Here is a 16,778-nt window from a genome sequence, read left to right as displayed (position 1 = left end):
ATCAGAGTAGGAATTTTCCTATTCTGATTTTGTTTTTTGTATGTTTTTAATTTCACGTTATTTTTCATATGCACTTGGCTAGGGATGTTATAATTTAGGGAAAAATGAGGTCTTAAATTATTATAATAATAAATTGATTGATCAAGCTGCTGTGAGAGATTCTTAAAGTTTTCAAAAGTATCAATCAATCCAAACTCATATTTCAGAATGCCGTTTACCCTCTCTGCTACAGCATTCTCATAAGGATCCGAGTTCTCGGTCATACTGATAAGAATATCACTTTTCCTTAACGTTTCAGTATATTCTTTACTACAATACTGCAATCCTCTGTCTGAATGATGAATTAAAGAATGTTTATACACCCTGTTCTTTATGGCTTGTTTTAATGCTTTCAATGTGGAGGCAGTCTGTAAATTATCACTTAGTTCATATCCTACAATTTTCTTTGAATAGGCATCGGTAATCAAATGAAGATAATAATTTTTCTCTTTAGTCTTCAGATAGGTAATATCTGCAACCCAAACTTTTTCTGAACATTTCAACTCCTTTTCTTTAATAATATTCGGGTATTTCTTCATCCAATGTCTGGAATTGGTTGTTTTAAAATAACTGTGTCTTCTGGGAATTAAAAGATAATTCGATCTTAAAAGTTGAAATAGCCGATCTCTTCCTATACGAAGATCCTCTTTTGAAAAATCATTTTTAAGTAATACATAAAGTTTTCGAGTCCCTATTTTAGGCATCTTCTTACGAATTGATAATACCAGTTCTATAATCCTTTTTTGATTATTGATAGAATCAGGCTGTTTCTTCCTTTTATAATAAGCTTGTTTACTGTATCCAAACAATCGGCAGATATCTTCCAGTGAAAGATTTGTATACGGCCTTATTTCCTGGATTGATTGGAACCAGACTTTTTTACAATTTCAATCTTCAACTCACGCTCTGCGATTTCTATAAATCTCTTAAACACTTTGAGCTCTTCTTCCTTTTTGGATAAAGCAGCTTCAAGCTCTTTAATCTTTTGTTTCTGTGGATCTTTCATAGGTCTGCCTTTACTTAATTGTTTTTCATAAGTAAAGTTACCATATTTTATTAACCAACTTGAAATGCATGAATTACCCCGAATATTGTATCGAGTTTGCAATTGGGATTTTGTATATAATCCCCGTTCATATTCAGAGACAACTTGTCGTTTGAATGCCTCACTGTATTCTTGGACAGGGGACGATGTTTTTTTTAGATTCATAAGGGTGACTAATTTTATGGTTTTTTAGTCAACCTTTTTCAGGACGAGACATACAATAAAAAAACCGGAACATTTCTGTTCCGGTTTTCATATCTGTTATTGTAAAAAATGATTATTTTGCTCCAGCAGCTGTAAGTTCAGCTTCTTTAGCTTTCATTTCTTTAACTTTATCCATGTTTTTAGTTACAATGTAAATTTCTTTTAACGTAGTAACTGCATCAAGGCTTTTTGGACTAGCTTTATACCATCCTTCTGCAAACGGCAATGCCTTGTTGAATCTCTCTCTTCTCGCATCAATCAGTTTAGACGCTTCATCCGGCTTATCTTTTCTTAAAGCATTGATATCCGTAACTACTTTAGCATCATCCCCGATAGTTGTATACACAAGGTTCTGGTAGGCATCAGAGAAATCCGGCTTCAGCTCAATTGCTTTTTTGAAAGCTTCCAGAGCATCATTAACAGTAGCTGGATTTTTAGCCTGCATTACTCCAAGGTTATACCAGTTTGTGGCATCATTAGGATTTTTAGCCAGCTGCTCTTTCAATCCGGAAACGAATTTATCTGTGTTTCCTGACTGAAGATATGCGGTAGTTTGAGCTTCTTTCAGCTTAGCATTATTAGGAAACTTTGCTAATCCCTTCTCAATAACAGGAAGAGCCTCAGCGCTTTTTGCATTCAGAAGTAAGGAAGCAAGAGTTTCATATAAATCAGATTCTATACTTTTTGTCTGTTCTGTTTTAAAATCAGTATAATCTGAGTTCTTTTTCATAAGATCCCAAGTCGCTTTATCAAGATTAACCACCTGTCCTGATTTTTTTTCTTTGGCAGTATAAGTAGTTTCTACTCCTGTAAATCCGGAATTTATAAGATCTGTAAATATTTTGATAGACTGATCACTGTTGTTAGCTAATGCATGACTCAATCCGGCATAATACATATATATTTTATTATCCTGTCCGTTAGCCTTCAATAGATCATAAACTTCTATAAACTTTGGTGCTGCTGCAGCATAATTTTTTCCATTATATGCATCCATAGCAACCTTATTTGCTTCCTGAAGCTGAGCATTTAAAGCAGCGGCATCTTTTTTCTGCCCAAAAGCAAAAGCAGACGCTACGATAGCCATTCCTAAAATTAGTTTCTTCATAATAACTATTTTATATTTATATTGTACAATTTATTCTTCAGAATCAGAATTCTCATTTTCCTCTGCTGAGTTTTCATTTTCAGCCTGAGGTGTTACATTGTCATTTTCCTGGTTATCAAATAGTGATCCTACCACTCCTTCTTCTGTTTCTTCAAGTTCTTCAGCATCTTCTTCTACATCTTTATCCATTTCTACTTTTGCAATGGCTGCAATTTCGTCATTTTTCTTAAGGTTGATAAGTTTCACTCCCTGCGTATTTCTACCCATAACTCTCATTTCATCCATTCCCATTCTGATCGCAACACCAGATTTGTTGATAATCATCAATCCGTCTTCGTCTGTTACATTTTGAATAGCGATAAGATTTCCTGTTTTTTCAGTGATATTCAGGGTGATAACTCCTTTTCCTCCTCTGTTGGTAATTCGGTAGTCTTCTACTGCAGTTCTCTTTCCGTATCCTTTTTCAGATACCACAAGTACTGTTTCGTTCTCTACATCGTTCACAACAATCATACCAATAGCTTCGTCACCATCTTCAAGCAAGATCCCTCTTACCCCGATAGATCCTCTACCTACTTCTCTTACTTTCTCTTCAGGAAAACGAATACATTTACCATTTTTAGTAGCGATCATGATCTGAGATTCTCCGTTGGTAAGGTAAGCTCCTAATAACTGGTCATTATCTCTAATTTCGATAGCATTTACCCCGTTTACCCTTGGTCTTGAATACGCTTCCAATGATGTTTTCTTGATGGTCCCGTTTTTGGTTACCATCACAACACTCATCTGATTTACATATTCAGAATCCTTAAGGTTGTTCGTTCTGATATAAGCTTTAATCTTATCATCCGGTTCAATGTTGATAAGGTTTTGTACTGCTCTTCCTTTTGCCGTTTTAGAGCCTTCAGGAATTTCAAATACTCTCAGCCAGTAACATCTTCCTTTTTCCGTAAAGAACAACATGTACTGGTGGTTGGTTGCAGAAACGATATATTCAAGGAAGTCGGAATCCCTGGTTGTTGCTGCTTTGTTTCCTACACCACCTCTACTTTGAATTTTATATTCTGAAAGCGAAGTTCTCTTGATGTATCCTGCGTGAGAGATCGTAAGAACTACAGATTCATTAGGGATAATATCTTCAATAGACATTTCTCCTCCTGAATAATCAATTTCAGTTCTTCTTTCGTCTCCGTATTTTTCTTTGATTTCGATTAATTCTTCCTTGATGATCTGGAATCTTCTCGGCTCGTTAGCTAAGATGTCTTCCAAATTTGCAATTTCTTTCATGATTGCATCGTATTCATCACGGATCTTGTCAAGCTCCATTCCTGTCAGACGAGCTAATCTAAGATCAAGAATTGCCTGAGCCTGAATGTCTGAAAGCTCAAAAGCCTCGATCAAGCCTTCTTTCGCCGCCTGAGGGTTGGCACTGTGACGGATAATAGAAATCGCTCTGTCTAATGCATCCTGAGTTCCGATCACTTTCATGAATCCTTCAAGGATGTGTGCTCTTTCTTTTGCTTTTTTAAGCTCATACTGAGTTCTTCTTACGATGACCTCATGTCTGTGCTCTACAAAGTGATGAATGATATCTTTAAGGTTCAACTGCTCCGGTCTTCCGTGTACCAATGCAATATTGTTTACACTGAAAGAAGTCTGAAGTGCTGTATATTTATATAATAGGTTAAGAACTACATTCGGAATTGCATCGTTTTTCAATTCATATACAACACGAAGTCCTTTTCTATCCGATTCGTCTCTGATCTCGTGGATACCAGGTATTTTTTCGTCTTTAACAAGCTCTGCGGTTCTGGCAATCATTTCCGCTTTGTTTACCTGATAAGGGATTTCAGTAACGATAATCGCGTTTCTGTTTCCGATTTCATCAAAGTTCACTTTAGCTCTTAAAACAACTCTACCTCTACCTGTATGGAAAGCATCCCTTACTCCGTCATATCCATAGATGATACCACCTGTAGGGAAATCCGGCGCAATAATATGCTGCATCAGCTCATCAATCGTAATTTCTTTATTATCGATATAAGCACAGATAGCATCTACAGATTCAGAAAGGTTGTGTGGCGCCATATTGGTTGCCATACCTACAGCAATACCTGAAGCTCCGTTGACCAAAAGGTTCGGGATTTTGGTAGGCATTACGGTGGGTTCCTGCAAACTGTCGTCGAAGTTATTCTGGAAATCAACGGTTTCTTTGTCAAGGTCAGAAAGAACCTCATCAGAGATTTTTTTCAATCTTGCTTCGGTATAACGCATTGCTGCCGGCGGGTCGCCATCCATGGAACCGAAGTTACCCTGCCCGTCTACCTGAGGATAACGCAAGCTCCATTCCTGAGCCATTCTCACCATCGCATCATATACAGAAGAGTCACCGTGCGGGTGATATTTACCCAAAACGTCCCCAACAATTCTCGCAGATTTTAAATATTTTCTATTAGAAAAAACCCCTAATCCATACATACCATAAAGTACTCTTCTATGAACGGGTTTCAAGCCGTCTCTTACATCCGGCAGCGCTCTTGAAACGATAACGGACATCGAATAATCGATATAAGACGACTTCATTTCATCAACAATGTTGATAGGAATCAGTCTTTCTCCTTCTTTTTGCATAAACAAATTTTATTGTAATGATATTCAAACTCTTAGCTGTAAGTCTGAAAATTATTTATTTCCAATTTTTATTAACGGGCTAATTTACGAAAAAAATGCCGATTTTTGCTGCAGAATTTATCCAAAAAAATCTTAAAAATTCATAAAAATATGAGCGTATTAAGTATAACTTTCCACTGTACGAAAGATAACCTGGAAGAATGGGAAAATTATATTGATGAAACACTGGTTTTAATGACTGAAAACCTGATGGATGTCAACAAATATATTCTTTCTGAGGTACACAGTGACTTTATCGAGGAAGGTAAAAATTATAATCTCCTGTTAATTTTTGATAATGAAGAATTACGTGAAGATTTCATTAAAAGTGAGCTTTTAAATATTTCGGAAAGAATTGAGAAAAAGTTCGGACAGGAAGTGATGGTCTTTAATACTTTCCTTAATCCGAAAAAATCGAGATTATAATGAGTCATAAAAAAAGCACTGAAAAATTCAGTGCTTTTCTTTTTTTTATCTGTGATGTCCATGACCGCGGCCTTTGTGATGATGACCACGATCGTCATAAATATACACTTTCTTTACCTGGCCAGGTGCATAGTACCTTGCACTTCCGCCATAATACTTTTTAGCATGCCCGGGTGGCATTCTTCTTCCATGATGCTCATGTACCACACAAGAAGACAGCATTAATACGACTACTGCTACCCCAGCAATTTTCAACATACTTTTCATTATTTTCACTTTTTCAATTTCGATAGCGAAATATATCAATGTTAATGCCAAAAGAAATTAAAATTAAGCTAATGTATGTTAAAACTTACGGCTCATATTTTTATTTTATATGTTTATTAGTAGCCACTTCTCTTTTTCACCTGTCCCGGGGCATAGTCTTTTGCACTTCCTCCAAACACTTTCTTAGCCTGTCCTGGAGGGATTGTATTTCCTCGGGCTCCATTGTCATGAACTACGCATGATGACAGCATAAACATCACAACAAGGACTCCTGTAACTTTAATCAAATTTTTCATTATTTCTACTTTTTCACTTATTAATATAACAAGGGGAATGCCAAAATAGTTCAAAGTTCAAAGTTTAGGGTTTAAAGTTTAAGGTTTAAGGTTTAAGGTTGAAATATATTGACTTTTAATGCCAATGGTCAATTTTGCTTCGCAAGTCAGTAGTGAATTTTGTGATGGAGATTAATGTGCCTATCAAACAAATTCATCATTCATCATTCATCATTCATCATTTATAATTCTTTACATGGCTCCGCTTCTTTTTTCCATCAGAACAACGTCTTTCCACTCTTCATTGAGTTTTCCGATTTTTTTACGGATACCTACGATTCTGAAACCGTTTTTCTGATGAAATTTGATAGAAGTTTCATTTTCGGAGAAGATATTGGTCTGTAATGTCCAGAATCCGTGATCCTCACTATCCAAAATCAGTTTTTTAAGCAATACGGAACCCAAACCCTTTCCCTGATATTCGTTATCAAAATAAATGCTTACCTCTGCAACTCCTTTATAGCATTCTCTTTTGCTGACCGGTTTTAAGGCACACCATCCTACTACTTCATTTTTTTCATTTTCCAGCACCCAGCGGCAGTCGTTAAAATAGCCCATGCTCCAGGCTTCAGCAGTGGGAACTTCTGTTTCAAAAGTGGAAATCCCACCGTCTATTCCCTGGCGGAAAATTTCAAGGACCCTGGCTTCGTCGCTGGGAAGCATTTCTCTTAATTCGTAATTCATCGTATTTAATGGTATTTTCTTTTAATTTTTCTTTTAATTCTTGAATAATGGGTTTGTTTACTCTTCTCGTCCTGAGAAACCACACTGATATTTCCATCCACTTCCAGAACGGAAAGCTTTACATTATCTATATTTTCAATTCCATGTTCTCTTATCGCTTCTTCCAATTCGCTTTCTGTGATCTTTACCCGGTTTAAAGCGGCCTGATCTGCTACTCCATCTCTGATCAGAATAACCGGCTCATCTTCCATAAAAGTCTGAAAGGAACGGCTGGAAAACATAATTCTTTTCAAAATAAAATTAGCAACAAACAAAACCAATGCCGCAATAATTCCGCCCTGGAGAGAGGTATCGGGGCCTACCATTGCATTCTGAACAGCATTTGAAATGAGTAATAGTAATACGACATCCCCTGCATTGAGCTGAGAAAGCTGGTTTTTACCAAATAAACGGATGGCAATTACCATGAAAAGGTAAACGCAGAGGGAACGGACAGCAACGTTAAGAATAGGATCCACAATTTTTTTTTATCTACTCAAATGTATCGATTTTTGCGATTCGCAAAAAATATTTTACGGACAGATTTTGGTATACATTTTGAGCCTGGAATTCTGATACATACCACAAAATAAAACCAATGAAAAAATTACTTCTCTGTTTAGGAATATTCCTGTTTTTTGTATCCTGCAAAAAAGACAAACCTCAGCCTGCCATGTCTCCAGAGTCAGCCATTACTGAAAAAGTAAATGAACTGTACACGCAATGCGGCAAATCTAATGAAGCAATTTACAACGAACCGATTCCGGACAGTTTGTTTTCCCAGGATTTAAAAAAAGTTTTAGACAATGCTATAAATGCCTCAAAAGCAGATATTGAAAGGGTAAAAAAGAGTGATCATCCTGATGAAAAGCCATTAATTTTTGAAGGAGCTATATTCTCCAGTTTGTATGAAGGGTTCACAAGTTATACAATTAAATCTGTCAAGATAAAGGATAAAACCGCTGAAGCATTGGTATCCTTTGAATATGATATGGGTGCACTTAAAGAAACCTGGATGGATACAGTACACCTTACCCATACAGAAAAAGGATGGAGAGTAGATAATGTTACTTTTGATAAAATAGGGAATTCTAAAGATCTTAAATCAAGATTAACAGAATTTGTTGAAAGTACAAAATAACAGAAAGCCGCTTACAAAAGCGGCTTGTTTTTTTTATGGACACTGAACAATTGGAATATCACTGCAAATTACTTTATTTGCCCATTCGCAAAATGTACAGTATTTTACAGGTGCTCCTCCGTACACTGACTTCAAATCTGATTTTGTCAGCTTTTTTAAATTTTTCATATCGTTTTAATTTTATGGTAGCCCAAAACTAAAACTTTACGGTTTATTGTTTATTACAATTTAATCTGATAAGTTTTCATTATTCACACATGATTGAATAATATGCTATGAATACTATCTGCTGTGGATCTCTACTGTCACAGGCATTACGTAAGTATAGGCAACCATATTATCAGTTAGTTTTTTGCGGTCTACTTTATAATCAAGATCACTTAATACGGTTTCAATTTCTTTGCTTACGGTTTTACAGTCTCCACTGGAGTGAACATTGACGATTTTCCCGTTTTTGGCAATATCAAATTTCACCACTGAGTTTACGGTTCCCTGCTTGTAATCAGGGTTGGTAAGGTCAAAATTGGCTTCTAATTTATTTCTGATATCGTTAAATGTTTCACTTCTGCTCAGTTGAATTTCCTGAATGGTATTATGAGCTGTAGTTTGAGCTTTAGCACTGTTCAAAACAGCAGCAAATCCGCAAACGAAAAGTGAAGCCATTACTATTTGAATTCTATTTTTCATAACTAACTGGTTTTAAATGTTATACTAACCTATTTTTGTATCTCTTACCCAAAGTTATTAAAAATAATTCATATTAATTTTACATTGAGTTAACATTGAGTTAACATTAAAATTTAATTAATTGATTATCAGTATAATAAATTTTAAAAATAATTGAAAATTTAATATTGGAGGGTTATTCTAAGCATAAAAAAGGCTAAACTATTTTAAGTTTAGCCAATAATTATCTCAATTTTTATTCTGATATCTACTCCAATTCCCTCTTCAAAAACTTCCCTGTCAAGCTTTTCTTAGACTTTACAATTTCCTCAGGAGTTCCTTGTGCTACAATCTGTCCGCCATGTTTTCCTCCTTCCGGTCCTACGTCGATGATATGGTCTGCTAATTTGATGACATCCATATTATGTTCGATGATGATGAATGAGTTTCCAAGTTCTACCAGTTGGTTGATGGCATCCATCAGGATTTTCACATCTTCAAAATGAAGTCCTGTTGTTGGTTCATCAAGGATATAAAGGGTGTTTCCGGTTTGTCTTTTCGCCAATTCAGTAGCAAGCTTGATACGTTGCGCCTCACCTCCGGAAAGGGTTGTTGATTGCTGTCCAAGCGTAATATATCCCAAACCTACATCCTGTAATGTTTTCACTTTCGCAAAAATCTTGGGAATCGGCTGGAAGAAATCTACCGCTTCATCAATCGTCATGTCCAATACGTCAGAGATTGATTTTCCTTTGTAACGAACTTCCAGCGTTTCTCTGTTGAAACGTTTCCCGTTACAGGTTTCGCAGTGTACATATACATCCGGAAGGAAATTCATTTCGATCACTTTCAATCCTCCACCCTGACAGGTTTCGCATCTTCCGCCTTTTACGTTGAAAGAGAATCTTCCAGGCTTGTACCCACGGATTTTACTTTCCGGCAGCTCTGCAAAAAGGTTTCTGATATCAGTAAACATTCCGGTATACGTTGCAGGATTCGAACGTGGCGTTCTTCCGATTGGAGTCTGATCTACGTCTACAATTTTATCAATATTTTCTAACCCTTCAATCTTTTTGTATGGTAACGGTTCCTGAACCGCTCTGTAGAAATGCTTGTTAAGGATCGGATATAATGTTCCGTTAATCAACGAAGATTTTCCGCTTCCTGAAATTCCGGTTACTACCACCAGTTTTCCAAGAGGAATATCCAGGGTTACATTTTTAAGATTATTCCCTGTAGCTCCTTTTAAAACAATATTTTTACCGCTTCCTGCTCTTCTTTCTTCAGGAATTGCAATTTTTCTTTTTCCATTGATGTATTGAGCAGTGATGGTATCGGCTTTCAATAAATCTTTTGGTTTCCCCTGCCAAAGAATTTCTCCACCGAATTTTCCTGCTCTCGGACCAATATCCAGCACCTCATCGGCTTCAAGAATCATGTCTTTATCGTGTTCTACCACCAATACAGAATTTCCGATGTCTCTCAGGTTTTTCAGGGAATGGATCAGTCTTTCATTATCTCTCTGGTGAAGCCCGATACTTGGTTCATCAAGGATATACAATACATTGACCAATTGCGAACCGATCTGCGTTGCCAGACGAATTCTCTGTGATTCTCCTCCTGAAAGGGTTTTTGAACTTCTGCTCAGACTTAAATAATCCAACCCTACATCCAGCAGGAACTGAAGTCTGGTTTCGATTTCTTTTAAGATTTCGTGAGCAATGATTTTATTTTTTTCTGAGAATTTATCTTTAACGTCAGCTAACCAGTCTTTTAAATCTGCTAAGCTTAAACCATTAACTTCCGCAATATTTTTTCCGTCAATTTTAAAACTTAAGCTTGAAGGCTGAAGACGGGTTCCATGACATTCCGGGCAGGTTTCTTCTGTAGTGAAATGTCTTTCCAATAAAATCGCTTCGTATGACTCTCTTTCATCGATAATTTCTTCCATGAAAGCAATCAAACCATCGAAACCAATTTTTATTTTCTTGGTAATCCCTGCGTATTTCAGGTCTTTATTGAATTCTTTGTGACATCCGTTATAGATATAATCCAATGCCTCTTCAGGAATATCCTGCAAAGGTGTTGTTAATCCCAATCCGAAGATTTCAAGGATATTTTTAATCTGCGACAGAATCCATTTGTTGGATTTAATATCTTCCAACGGCAATAATCCTCCCTGATTGATTGATAACTTTGGATTATCGATGAAATAATCGGTATTGATCTTTTTAATGGTTCCCAGACCTTTACAATTCGGGCAGCTTCCTTTTGGAGAGTTGAATGAGAAAGTATTCGGTTCCGGCAGCGCCAGAGAATGTCCGGTTTCCGCATCCATCAGGTTTTTGGAAAAGTATTCGATATCCGTACTTCCCAGTTTCTGAATTCCGATAATACCTTCTCCCATTTCCATTGCTGTACGCAATGATTTCTCCATTCTTCCTTCTGAAGCATTCTCCCCGATAATCCAACGGTCGATCACAATGTCGATGTCGTGGGTTTTATAACGGTCAAGTTTTAAATCATATTCAATATCCTGCAGCTCACCATCAATTCTCGCCTGTCCGTAGCCTTTTTTAGCCATCTGAACAAAGAGCTCATGATAATGTCCTTTTCTGGAACGCACCACTGGCGCCAAAAGCATAATCTTCTCTTTTTTATAATTTTCTTTGATGGTTTCAAGGATCTGATCTTCAGTATAGCTCACCAATTTCTGCCCTGTGGACAAAGAGTAAGCATCCGAAACTCTTGCATACAAAAGACGCAGGAAATCATACAGCTCAGTAACTGTTCCTACCGTAGAACGCGGATTTTTATTGGTTGTTTTCTGCTCGATAGCAATAACCGGAGAAAGTCCTTCAATTTTATCTACATCAGGACGTTCCAATCCACCTAAAAACTGGCGGGCATAGGCAGAGAATGTTTCGATGTAACGACGCTGGCCTTCCGCAAAAATGGTATCAAAAGCCAATGACGATTTTCCACTCCCGGAAAGGCCGGTAATCACGACCAATTCATTACGTGGAATTTTTACATTAATATTTTTTAAGTTGTGTTCACGTGCTCCGTAAACTTCTATATATTCTGTTGATTTACTCATAATTTGGAGTGACTTTGCCTGAAAATCACAACGTGCAAAAATACGAAATTTTATAGACTTTTTTTGAATATAAAAGGGATAAAAGTTTCATAAAAAATTCTTAGGTTTTGTTAATGTACTAAACCCGATGTTATTGAATTTTTCCGGAAAGATTTTATAAGTTTTGGCTGAAGCCAATGGAAAAGCTCATTGATAAAAAACGGGCTTCCTTCCACTACGCTCAGGATAATAGCCCGTTCCTATTGATATCATTCAAAAATGCCGCAACTGATACGGCATTTTATATTTTAAACTGATTTATTTTTTAAGAATTACATATCCTGGAAGTCAACATCTTCATTGGTAATTCTTACAATATATTCAATTCCGTCGATGGCCTTAGCGATGATCTGGTTTCTGATAATATTGGCCATATTTTCCCAATAGGCCCTTCCGTAGAAAGAATAGTTCTGTGGAACAATTTCTACTTCAACGGTTCTTACAAATCCTTCTTTGGGTTTGTTGCTGATCATCGTTCCTCTTCTTACCCTTACTTCTCTTACCTCATCTTTCAGAATCATGCGGCAATAGTTTTTAACGTCTTCCAAAGAAATAATTTTATCTCTGGTCGTCAGTGCATATTTATAAGCCTGAATACTGTCTGTCCCTTTTTGTTCTTCAGCTCCGCCTAATGTTTCGGTAAGCAATACCACAGTCTGAGATTTCAACTGATTGGAAAGTTCTGTTCCCGGACGCATATGATTGGCCAGCGTACAATGTGTTACCCAGAAAGAAGCGTAAGTATGATCTGTTTTTTCTACCGGTTCCATGATCACATAATTCAGTTCCTGTCTGATATTCCTTTTGGCATTGTTTACTTTCTGCACCATGGATTTCATTTTGTCAGACATTTCACTTAAGACACCTTTTACATTATCTCTGTTCAAAAGGGAAAATGCAGCAATTTCGTCTCTGGTCAGTTCCAGAACATTAGCAATCATATCGACTGCATTTCTGCTGGTGAATCGTTCCATTCCTCCTTTTCTTACAGTATACAACCCTTTTTTAAGATCATCAGCAGGAGTGAAAGGAATTTCCGTATATTTTCTTCCGTCACCATCCTGTACCTCATCTACATAAAGAAAATGCTCTCCTTCGTCGGTTACCAAAGGAATATTATTTCCCATGATATCCAGGCTGTATTCTGTTTTTTTCCAACCTCTGTTGTAGATAGGAAAAGCATTCAGGACAAATGAGAAATTATCTAAAATTTCTGCTGAAAACTGCGGTGGAAACTCAAACGTAAGCCACAGATAACTTTTATTATCGAGGAATTTGGAGATTTCTTCTTTTCCAGCCAGGAAATCAAGGTTCTGCGGAAGCTGTCCCGGTTCTGAGAATAGACTTTGAGAAATTCCTGTTACTTCAATAAATTTATGGCGGTAGATACTTTTAATATCCTCAATCACCTTATTTCTGATGGATTGTTCTTTGAACATCTGCTCGTAACCATCATTCTGACTTTCTGTAAGATAGCTCAATCCTTCTCTTACAAACAGAGGATTTCCATTACTTGATACTGTGATATAAGGCAATAATTTGTAAACGAAATCCAGATGCTCAAAAGCAGGATTAGAGCAGAATATGCTCAGGTATTTCGGAAAGTTTTCACTTACATATTTGCTTACATCTACGCCTATTGTGATTTTTCTGTAATCTTCAGGTTTTCCCTGAAATCTTGCAATAGGAATTTTATTAAATCGGTCATCAATACTGTAGCAGGTATTTCCTACAAACATGATGGAAGTGTGAACTTTATTGATTCTTACATTTCCCACCGGAGTAAAAGGAATGTTCAGCTGCTTATCTGATTCTGATTTTACCGTGGAAGTCATCTGTTTACGGAAGAAAAATTCCGTGTGCTCCAATAAAATCTCTGAAGACTCATAAGGCTGTGTAAAAGCTACAGAATGAGCCGGAATAGGATGGGTATAGATGGACGGTGTAAGAAGCTTTGCCAGTTTTTCCAATATACGGGCATTGACCGTCTGTATTTCATTATTCGCTTTGAAAACTTCTGTACTGAATGCATCTATCAACAGTTTTACAAAAGGATCTAAAGACTGTGGACTTCTCAATCCCCAAACCTTTGTTGCATTCTGCAGCATTCTTGCTTTTACAGATTCTTTGGAATAAATATTCTGATCTAAATTCATAATTTTCTTTCGCTGTTAAAAATATTAATCAATAGACATCGGGCTTAGAAACAATTCTGTGGAAAAACTAAAACGCTCTCCTGTTTCTTCCATTTTTGCATTGATGGCAATTCTTACTTTCTTTTTAATTTCGGTGTGTTCTTTAGTATCGTAACTGTGCTCTACGAATTGTATGTGAGCGTCAATCTGCGGGTTTACGATTCTTGGTTCATATTCCTGAATCTGTCTTCTTAAGCTTTTGATAAAAACGCTTTCCCAGATGGCACTTGTAACTCCATTATCGAATTCAAGGTTCCAGACATCGTTTCCATAGTTTTCATCATATCTGTTCTCCCCTTTTTTTGTGGTGATCAGCAGCATAATATTGTGGGCAATACTTTCGCCCATATCGCAGGTATCGATACTTCCGCCTTCGGTCATTAAAGTAGACGGTACGAAAGGCATTCTGTAATTTGGTGTATCCATAGCTTATTGTTTTTACTTCATGGTCCTGTTTTAAAAACGAAATACCAAATTACACATTTTCGACAAATAATGATGACTATACTTCAAATTTTATTCAAAAATAAAGGCCTTCAAACTGAATTGAAAGCCATGAATATGTTATATCATTTTTTATATTAATTATCGACCTTTTTACGGTTGATAAAATAGTACACAGGAAGTCCCAGCAATACCAGAACAAAACCAGGCCATGTATACTGCTGTTTGTAAATAAGCAACAGGATACAGAAACAAGTTCCGATAACAAGGTAAATAACAGGGGTTATGGGATAAAGCCATGTCTTATAAGGTCTTTCCAGCTCCGGCTGTTTCATTCTTAAATAAATAACCCCAAAAACCGTAATCATATAAAACAGAACGATCACGAAAGAGATCATATCCAATAAATTTCCGTACTGCCCGCTCAGACATAGAATTGATGCCCAGATTCCCTGCATCCATAAGGCATTTTCAGGAACTTCATTTTTATTATTTTTTTCTGCCGATTTAAAGAACATTCCGTCTTTTGCCATCGTCTGGAAAACTCTTGCTCCGGCCAGAATCAATCCGTTATTACAACCGAACGTTGAAATCATAACCAATAAAGCAATGATGATCGTTCCCGCACTTCCGAAAATATTCTGGGATGCGGCTACCGCTACCCTGTCGTTGGCTGCAAATGCAATCCCGTCTCTGTCCAATGCATTTAAGTAGACATAGTTCACCGCGATATAAAGGATCATTACAGCAGAAGTACCGTAAATCATTGATTTTACTACATTTTTTTTAGGATTTTCAATCTCCCCGGAAACAAATGTTACACTTTCCCACGCAACGGAACTGAAGACAGAACCTACCATTGCAGCAGCAATTCCACCTAAAAGAGTCATTCCTCCGATGGGTTCCCAACCTTCTTTAAGGAAATTACCACTCAGATCTTTTTTAAGATTATTGAAAGAATCTGTTCCCCAGCTGAAGTTTTCTGCTAAATGAGAAATGTCTACCAATATAAAACCGGCAGCAATCAACCCTAATAATGCAATAATTTTGGACCCGGTAAAGATATTCTGAAGAATTTTACCGCTTTCCACTCCTCTGGTATTGATATAGGTAAGTAAAATAATGACAGCAATGGCCAGAATCTGTATCCATGTAATTTTAAATTCACCGCTCTGGAAAATAGGGGCAGCATCGTTTAATGAAGGAATCAGATACGCTGTAAATTTCCCAAACGCCATGGCCACGGCAGCAATTGTTCCGGTTTGTATTACGGTAAACAATCCCCATCCGTAAAGGAAACCCATTCTTTTACCAAAGATCTCTTTCAGATAAGTATATTGTCCTCCGGCTTTCGGAAACAGTGCGGACAGTTCTCCATAGCTTATCGCTGCGGCTACTGTCATTATTCCTGTGATCACCCACACCACAATGAGCCAGTATCCTGACCCCAGGTTTCGCATCATGTCAGCACTTACAATAAAGATCCCGCTTCCGATCATAGATCCCATCACAAGCATGATGGCATCCCATAGTTTCAGTTTTTTTTGCATAGTCAAGTATAGGGGTCAAATATAATCAAATCTGTCTTTGATTTTCAATTTTGTTGAAAATTCATCAAAAGACTTGTTTTTTGTCATTTTTTATTCCTTTATGATTCAATTTTAATTAGTATTTTTGAGAAAAATATTAAACATGAAATTTAAAGTTTTATTATTTGCTGCCGCTTTAGCGGGTTCTTCATTAGCATTTGCTCAATCAGGACCGCCAGAAGGGAAAGCTTTGGTAGGTGATACTTATGGAAGTCAGGTAACTTCATCTGCTGAATCCAAAGCGATCACTGTAGACAAATTGAATAAGCAGCTTAAAAAAGACAACAAAAAAATTGAGAATGTATCTATCAAAGGAAAAGTAACGGATGTATGTGACAAAAAAGGTTGCTGGCTGACGATCCAGACAGAAGATAATTCTAAGTTTTTTGTAAAAATGAAAGACTATGCTTTCTTCGTGCCTACAGCGTTAAAAGGAAAAAATGTAGTATTGGATGGTAATGCAGAAAGAAAAGTAATTTCTGTAAATGAGCAGAAACATTATGCAGAAGACGCTAAACAGCCGCAATCTGAAATTGATGCTATTACTGAACCTAAAGAAGAGATCAGATTTGTAGCGAATGGAATTAAAGTGGTTAAGTAACTTTAATTATTGAATAAAATTTATTTCTAAGGTTAGGTTTTGGCTAAAGCCGGATGAATATTTATTTAAAATAAATGGGCTAAAGCCCATTTCTATTGACTATAAATTTTACTTACTAGCTCAAATTCTGAAATCAGATATAAAATACAGATTCGGCAGGCCTAAAGGCCTGCCGAATTTTTTATA

At 36.7% G+C, this 16,778-nt stretch carries 16 protein-coding genes; 3 read left to right on the top strand and 13 right to left on the bottom strand.

All coding sequences use genetic code 11. The features are described from left to right. From DDF69_RS14300 to gyrA, 3 genes are all read right to left on the bottom strand, one after another. Nucleotides 1–1,249, bottom strand: a protein-coding gene (locus DDF69_RS14300; protein ID WP_114820660.1) for an IS3 family transposase whose coding sequence is annotated in 2 segments (ribosomal slippage) — nt 1–922 and nt 922–1,249 — 1,250 coding nt annotated over the 2 segments. Because the reading frame shifts where the segments join, the coding sequence is not laid out codon by codon here. This gene is flagged as partial in the annotation. 112 nt (nt 1,250–1,361) lie between these two features. Beyond that, nucleotides 1,362–2,396 (bottom strand): tetratricopeptide repeat protein, encoded by a 1,035-nt coding sequence (locus tag DDF69_RS14295; RefSeq protein WP_114821370.1) that lies wholly within the window; start codon nt 2,394–2,396, stop codon nt 1,362–1,364. 30 nt (nt 2,397–2,426) lie between these two features. Beyond that, the gene (gene gyrA / locus DDF69_RS14290; protein WP_114821369.1) at nt 2,427–5,027 is read right to left on the bottom strand and encodes a DNA gyrase subunit A; all 2,601 of its coding nucleotides are present in this window, start codon (nt 5,025–5,027) and stop codon (nt 2,427–2,429) included. A 150-nt stretch (nt 5,028–5,177) separates the two neighbouring features. On the opposite strand from gyrA, the gene DDF69_RS14285 reads away from it, so the two are divergent. Next, nucleotides 5,178–5,492, top strand: coding sequence for a DUF4286 family protein (locus DDF69_RS14285; RefSeq protein ID WP_034697690.1), 315 nt, complete (start codon nt 5,178–5,180; stop codon nt 5,490–5,492). 45 nt (nt 5,493–5,537) lie between these two features. Here DDF69_RS14285 and DDF69_RS14280 read toward each other — a convergent pair whose 3' ends face one another. The 4 genes from DDF69_RS14280 to DDF69_RS14265 form a co-directional block, all read right to left on the bottom strand. Then, a complete protein-coding gene (locus tag DDF69_RS14280) occupies nt 5,538–5,750 on the bottom strand; it encodes a hypothetical protein (RefSeq protein WP_228412003.1) in 213 nt (70 codons plus the stop codon). 125 nt (nt 5,751–5,875) lie between these two features. Further along, nucleotides 5,876–6,016 (bottom strand): quinol oxidase subunit 4, encoded by a 141-nt coding sequence (locus DDF69_RS14275; protein WP_407849198.1) that lies wholly within the window; start codon nt 6,014–6,016, stop codon nt 5,876–5,878. A 270-nt stretch (nt 6,017–6,286) separates the two neighbouring features. Continuing rightward, entirely contained in the window at nt 6,287–6,778 is a 492-nt protein-coding gene (locus DDF69_RS14270) for a GNAT family N-acetyltransferase (RefSeq protein WP_114821367.1), read from the bottom strand. A 5-nt stretch (nt 6,779–6,783) separates the two neighbouring features. Further along, nucleotides 6,784–7,296 carry a DUF421 domain-containing protein gene (locus DDF69_RS14265; protein WP_114821366.1) on the bottom strand — a complete coding sequence of 171 codons (513 nt, stop codon included), beginning with the start codon at nt 7,294–7,296 and terminating at the stop codon, nt 6,784–6,786. Nucleotides 7,297–7,415: 119 nt separating this feature from the next. On the opposite strand from DDF69_RS14265, the gene DDF69_RS14260 reads away from it, so the two are divergent. Continuing rightward, nucleotides 7,416–7,958 (top strand): hypothetical protein, encoded by a 543-nt coding sequence (locus DDF69_RS14260; protein WP_114821365.1) that lies wholly within the window; start codon nt 7,416–7,418, stop codon nt 7,956–7,958. A 33-nt stretch (nt 7,959–7,991) separates the two neighbouring features. Here DDF69_RS14260 and DDF69_RS22535 read toward each other — a convergent pair whose 3' ends face one another. The 6 genes from DDF69_RS22535 to DDF69_RS14230 all read right to left on the bottom strand — a co-directional run bounded on the left by DDF69_RS22535 (nt 7,992) and on the right by DDF69_RS14230 (nt 15,952). Beyond that, a complete protein-coding gene (locus tag DDF69_RS22535; RefSeq protein ID WP_114821364.1) occupies nt 7,992–8,126 on the bottom strand; it encodes a bacteriocin-like protein in 135 nt (44 codons plus the stop codon). Nucleotides 8,127–8,240: 114 nt separating this feature from the next. Further along, nucleotides 8,241–8,645 (bottom strand): hypothetical protein, encoded by a 405-nt coding sequence (locus DDF69_RS14250; RefSeq protein ID WP_114821363.1) that lies wholly within the window; start codon nt 8,643–8,645, stop codon nt 8,241–8,243. Nucleotides 8,646–8,892: 247 nt separating this feature from the next. Further along, nucleotides 8,893–11,724 carry an excinuclease ABC subunit UvrA gene (uvrA, locus tag DDF69_RS14245; protein WP_114821362.1) on the bottom strand — a complete coding sequence of 944 codons (2,832 nt, stop codon included), beginning with the start codon at nt 11,722–11,724 and terminating at the stop codon, nt 8,893–8,895. A gap of 311 nt (nt 11,725–12,035) precedes the next feature. Continuing rightward, complete coding sequence (locus DDF69_RS14240; protein WP_114821361.1) at nt 12,036–13,919, bottom strand: type VI secretion system baseplate subunit TssF; 1,884 nt, start codon at nt 13,917–13,919, stop codon at nt 12,036–12,038. A 24-nt stretch (nt 13,920–13,943) separates the two neighbouring features. After that, nucleotides 13,944–14,384 (bottom strand): GPW/gp25 family protein, encoded by a 441-nt coding sequence (locus DDF69_RS14235; protein ID WP_002979175.1) that lies wholly within the window; start codon nt 14,382–14,384, stop codon nt 13,944–13,946. Nucleotides 14,385–14,539: 155 nt separating this feature from the next. Next, complete coding sequence (locus DDF69_RS14230) at nt 14,540–15,952, bottom strand: APC family permease (protein ID WP_114821360.1); 1,413 nt, start codon at nt 15,950–15,952, stop codon at nt 14,540–14,542. Nucleotides 15,953–16,094: 142 nt separating this feature from the next. Here DDF69_RS14230 and DDF69_RS14225 point away from each other — a divergent pair, with 142 nt between their 5' ends. Then, nucleotides 16,095–16,592, top strand: a complete 498-nt coding sequence (locus DDF69_RS14225; RefSeq protein ID WP_114821359.1) for a DUF4920 domain-containing protein — start codon at nt 16,095–16,097, stop codon at nt 16,590–16,592. Nucleotides 16,593–16,778: the final 186 nt, after the last annotated feature.

Source organism: Chryseobacterium sp. KLBC 52, from assembly GCF_003347605.1.
Classification (GTDB): domain Bacteria; phylum Bacteroidota; class Bacteroidia; order Flavobacteriales; family Weeksellaceae; genus Chryseobacterium.
The sequence above is the reverse complement of the archived record's forward strand: the minus strand, read 5'-3'. Positions and strand labels throughout refer to the sequence as shown.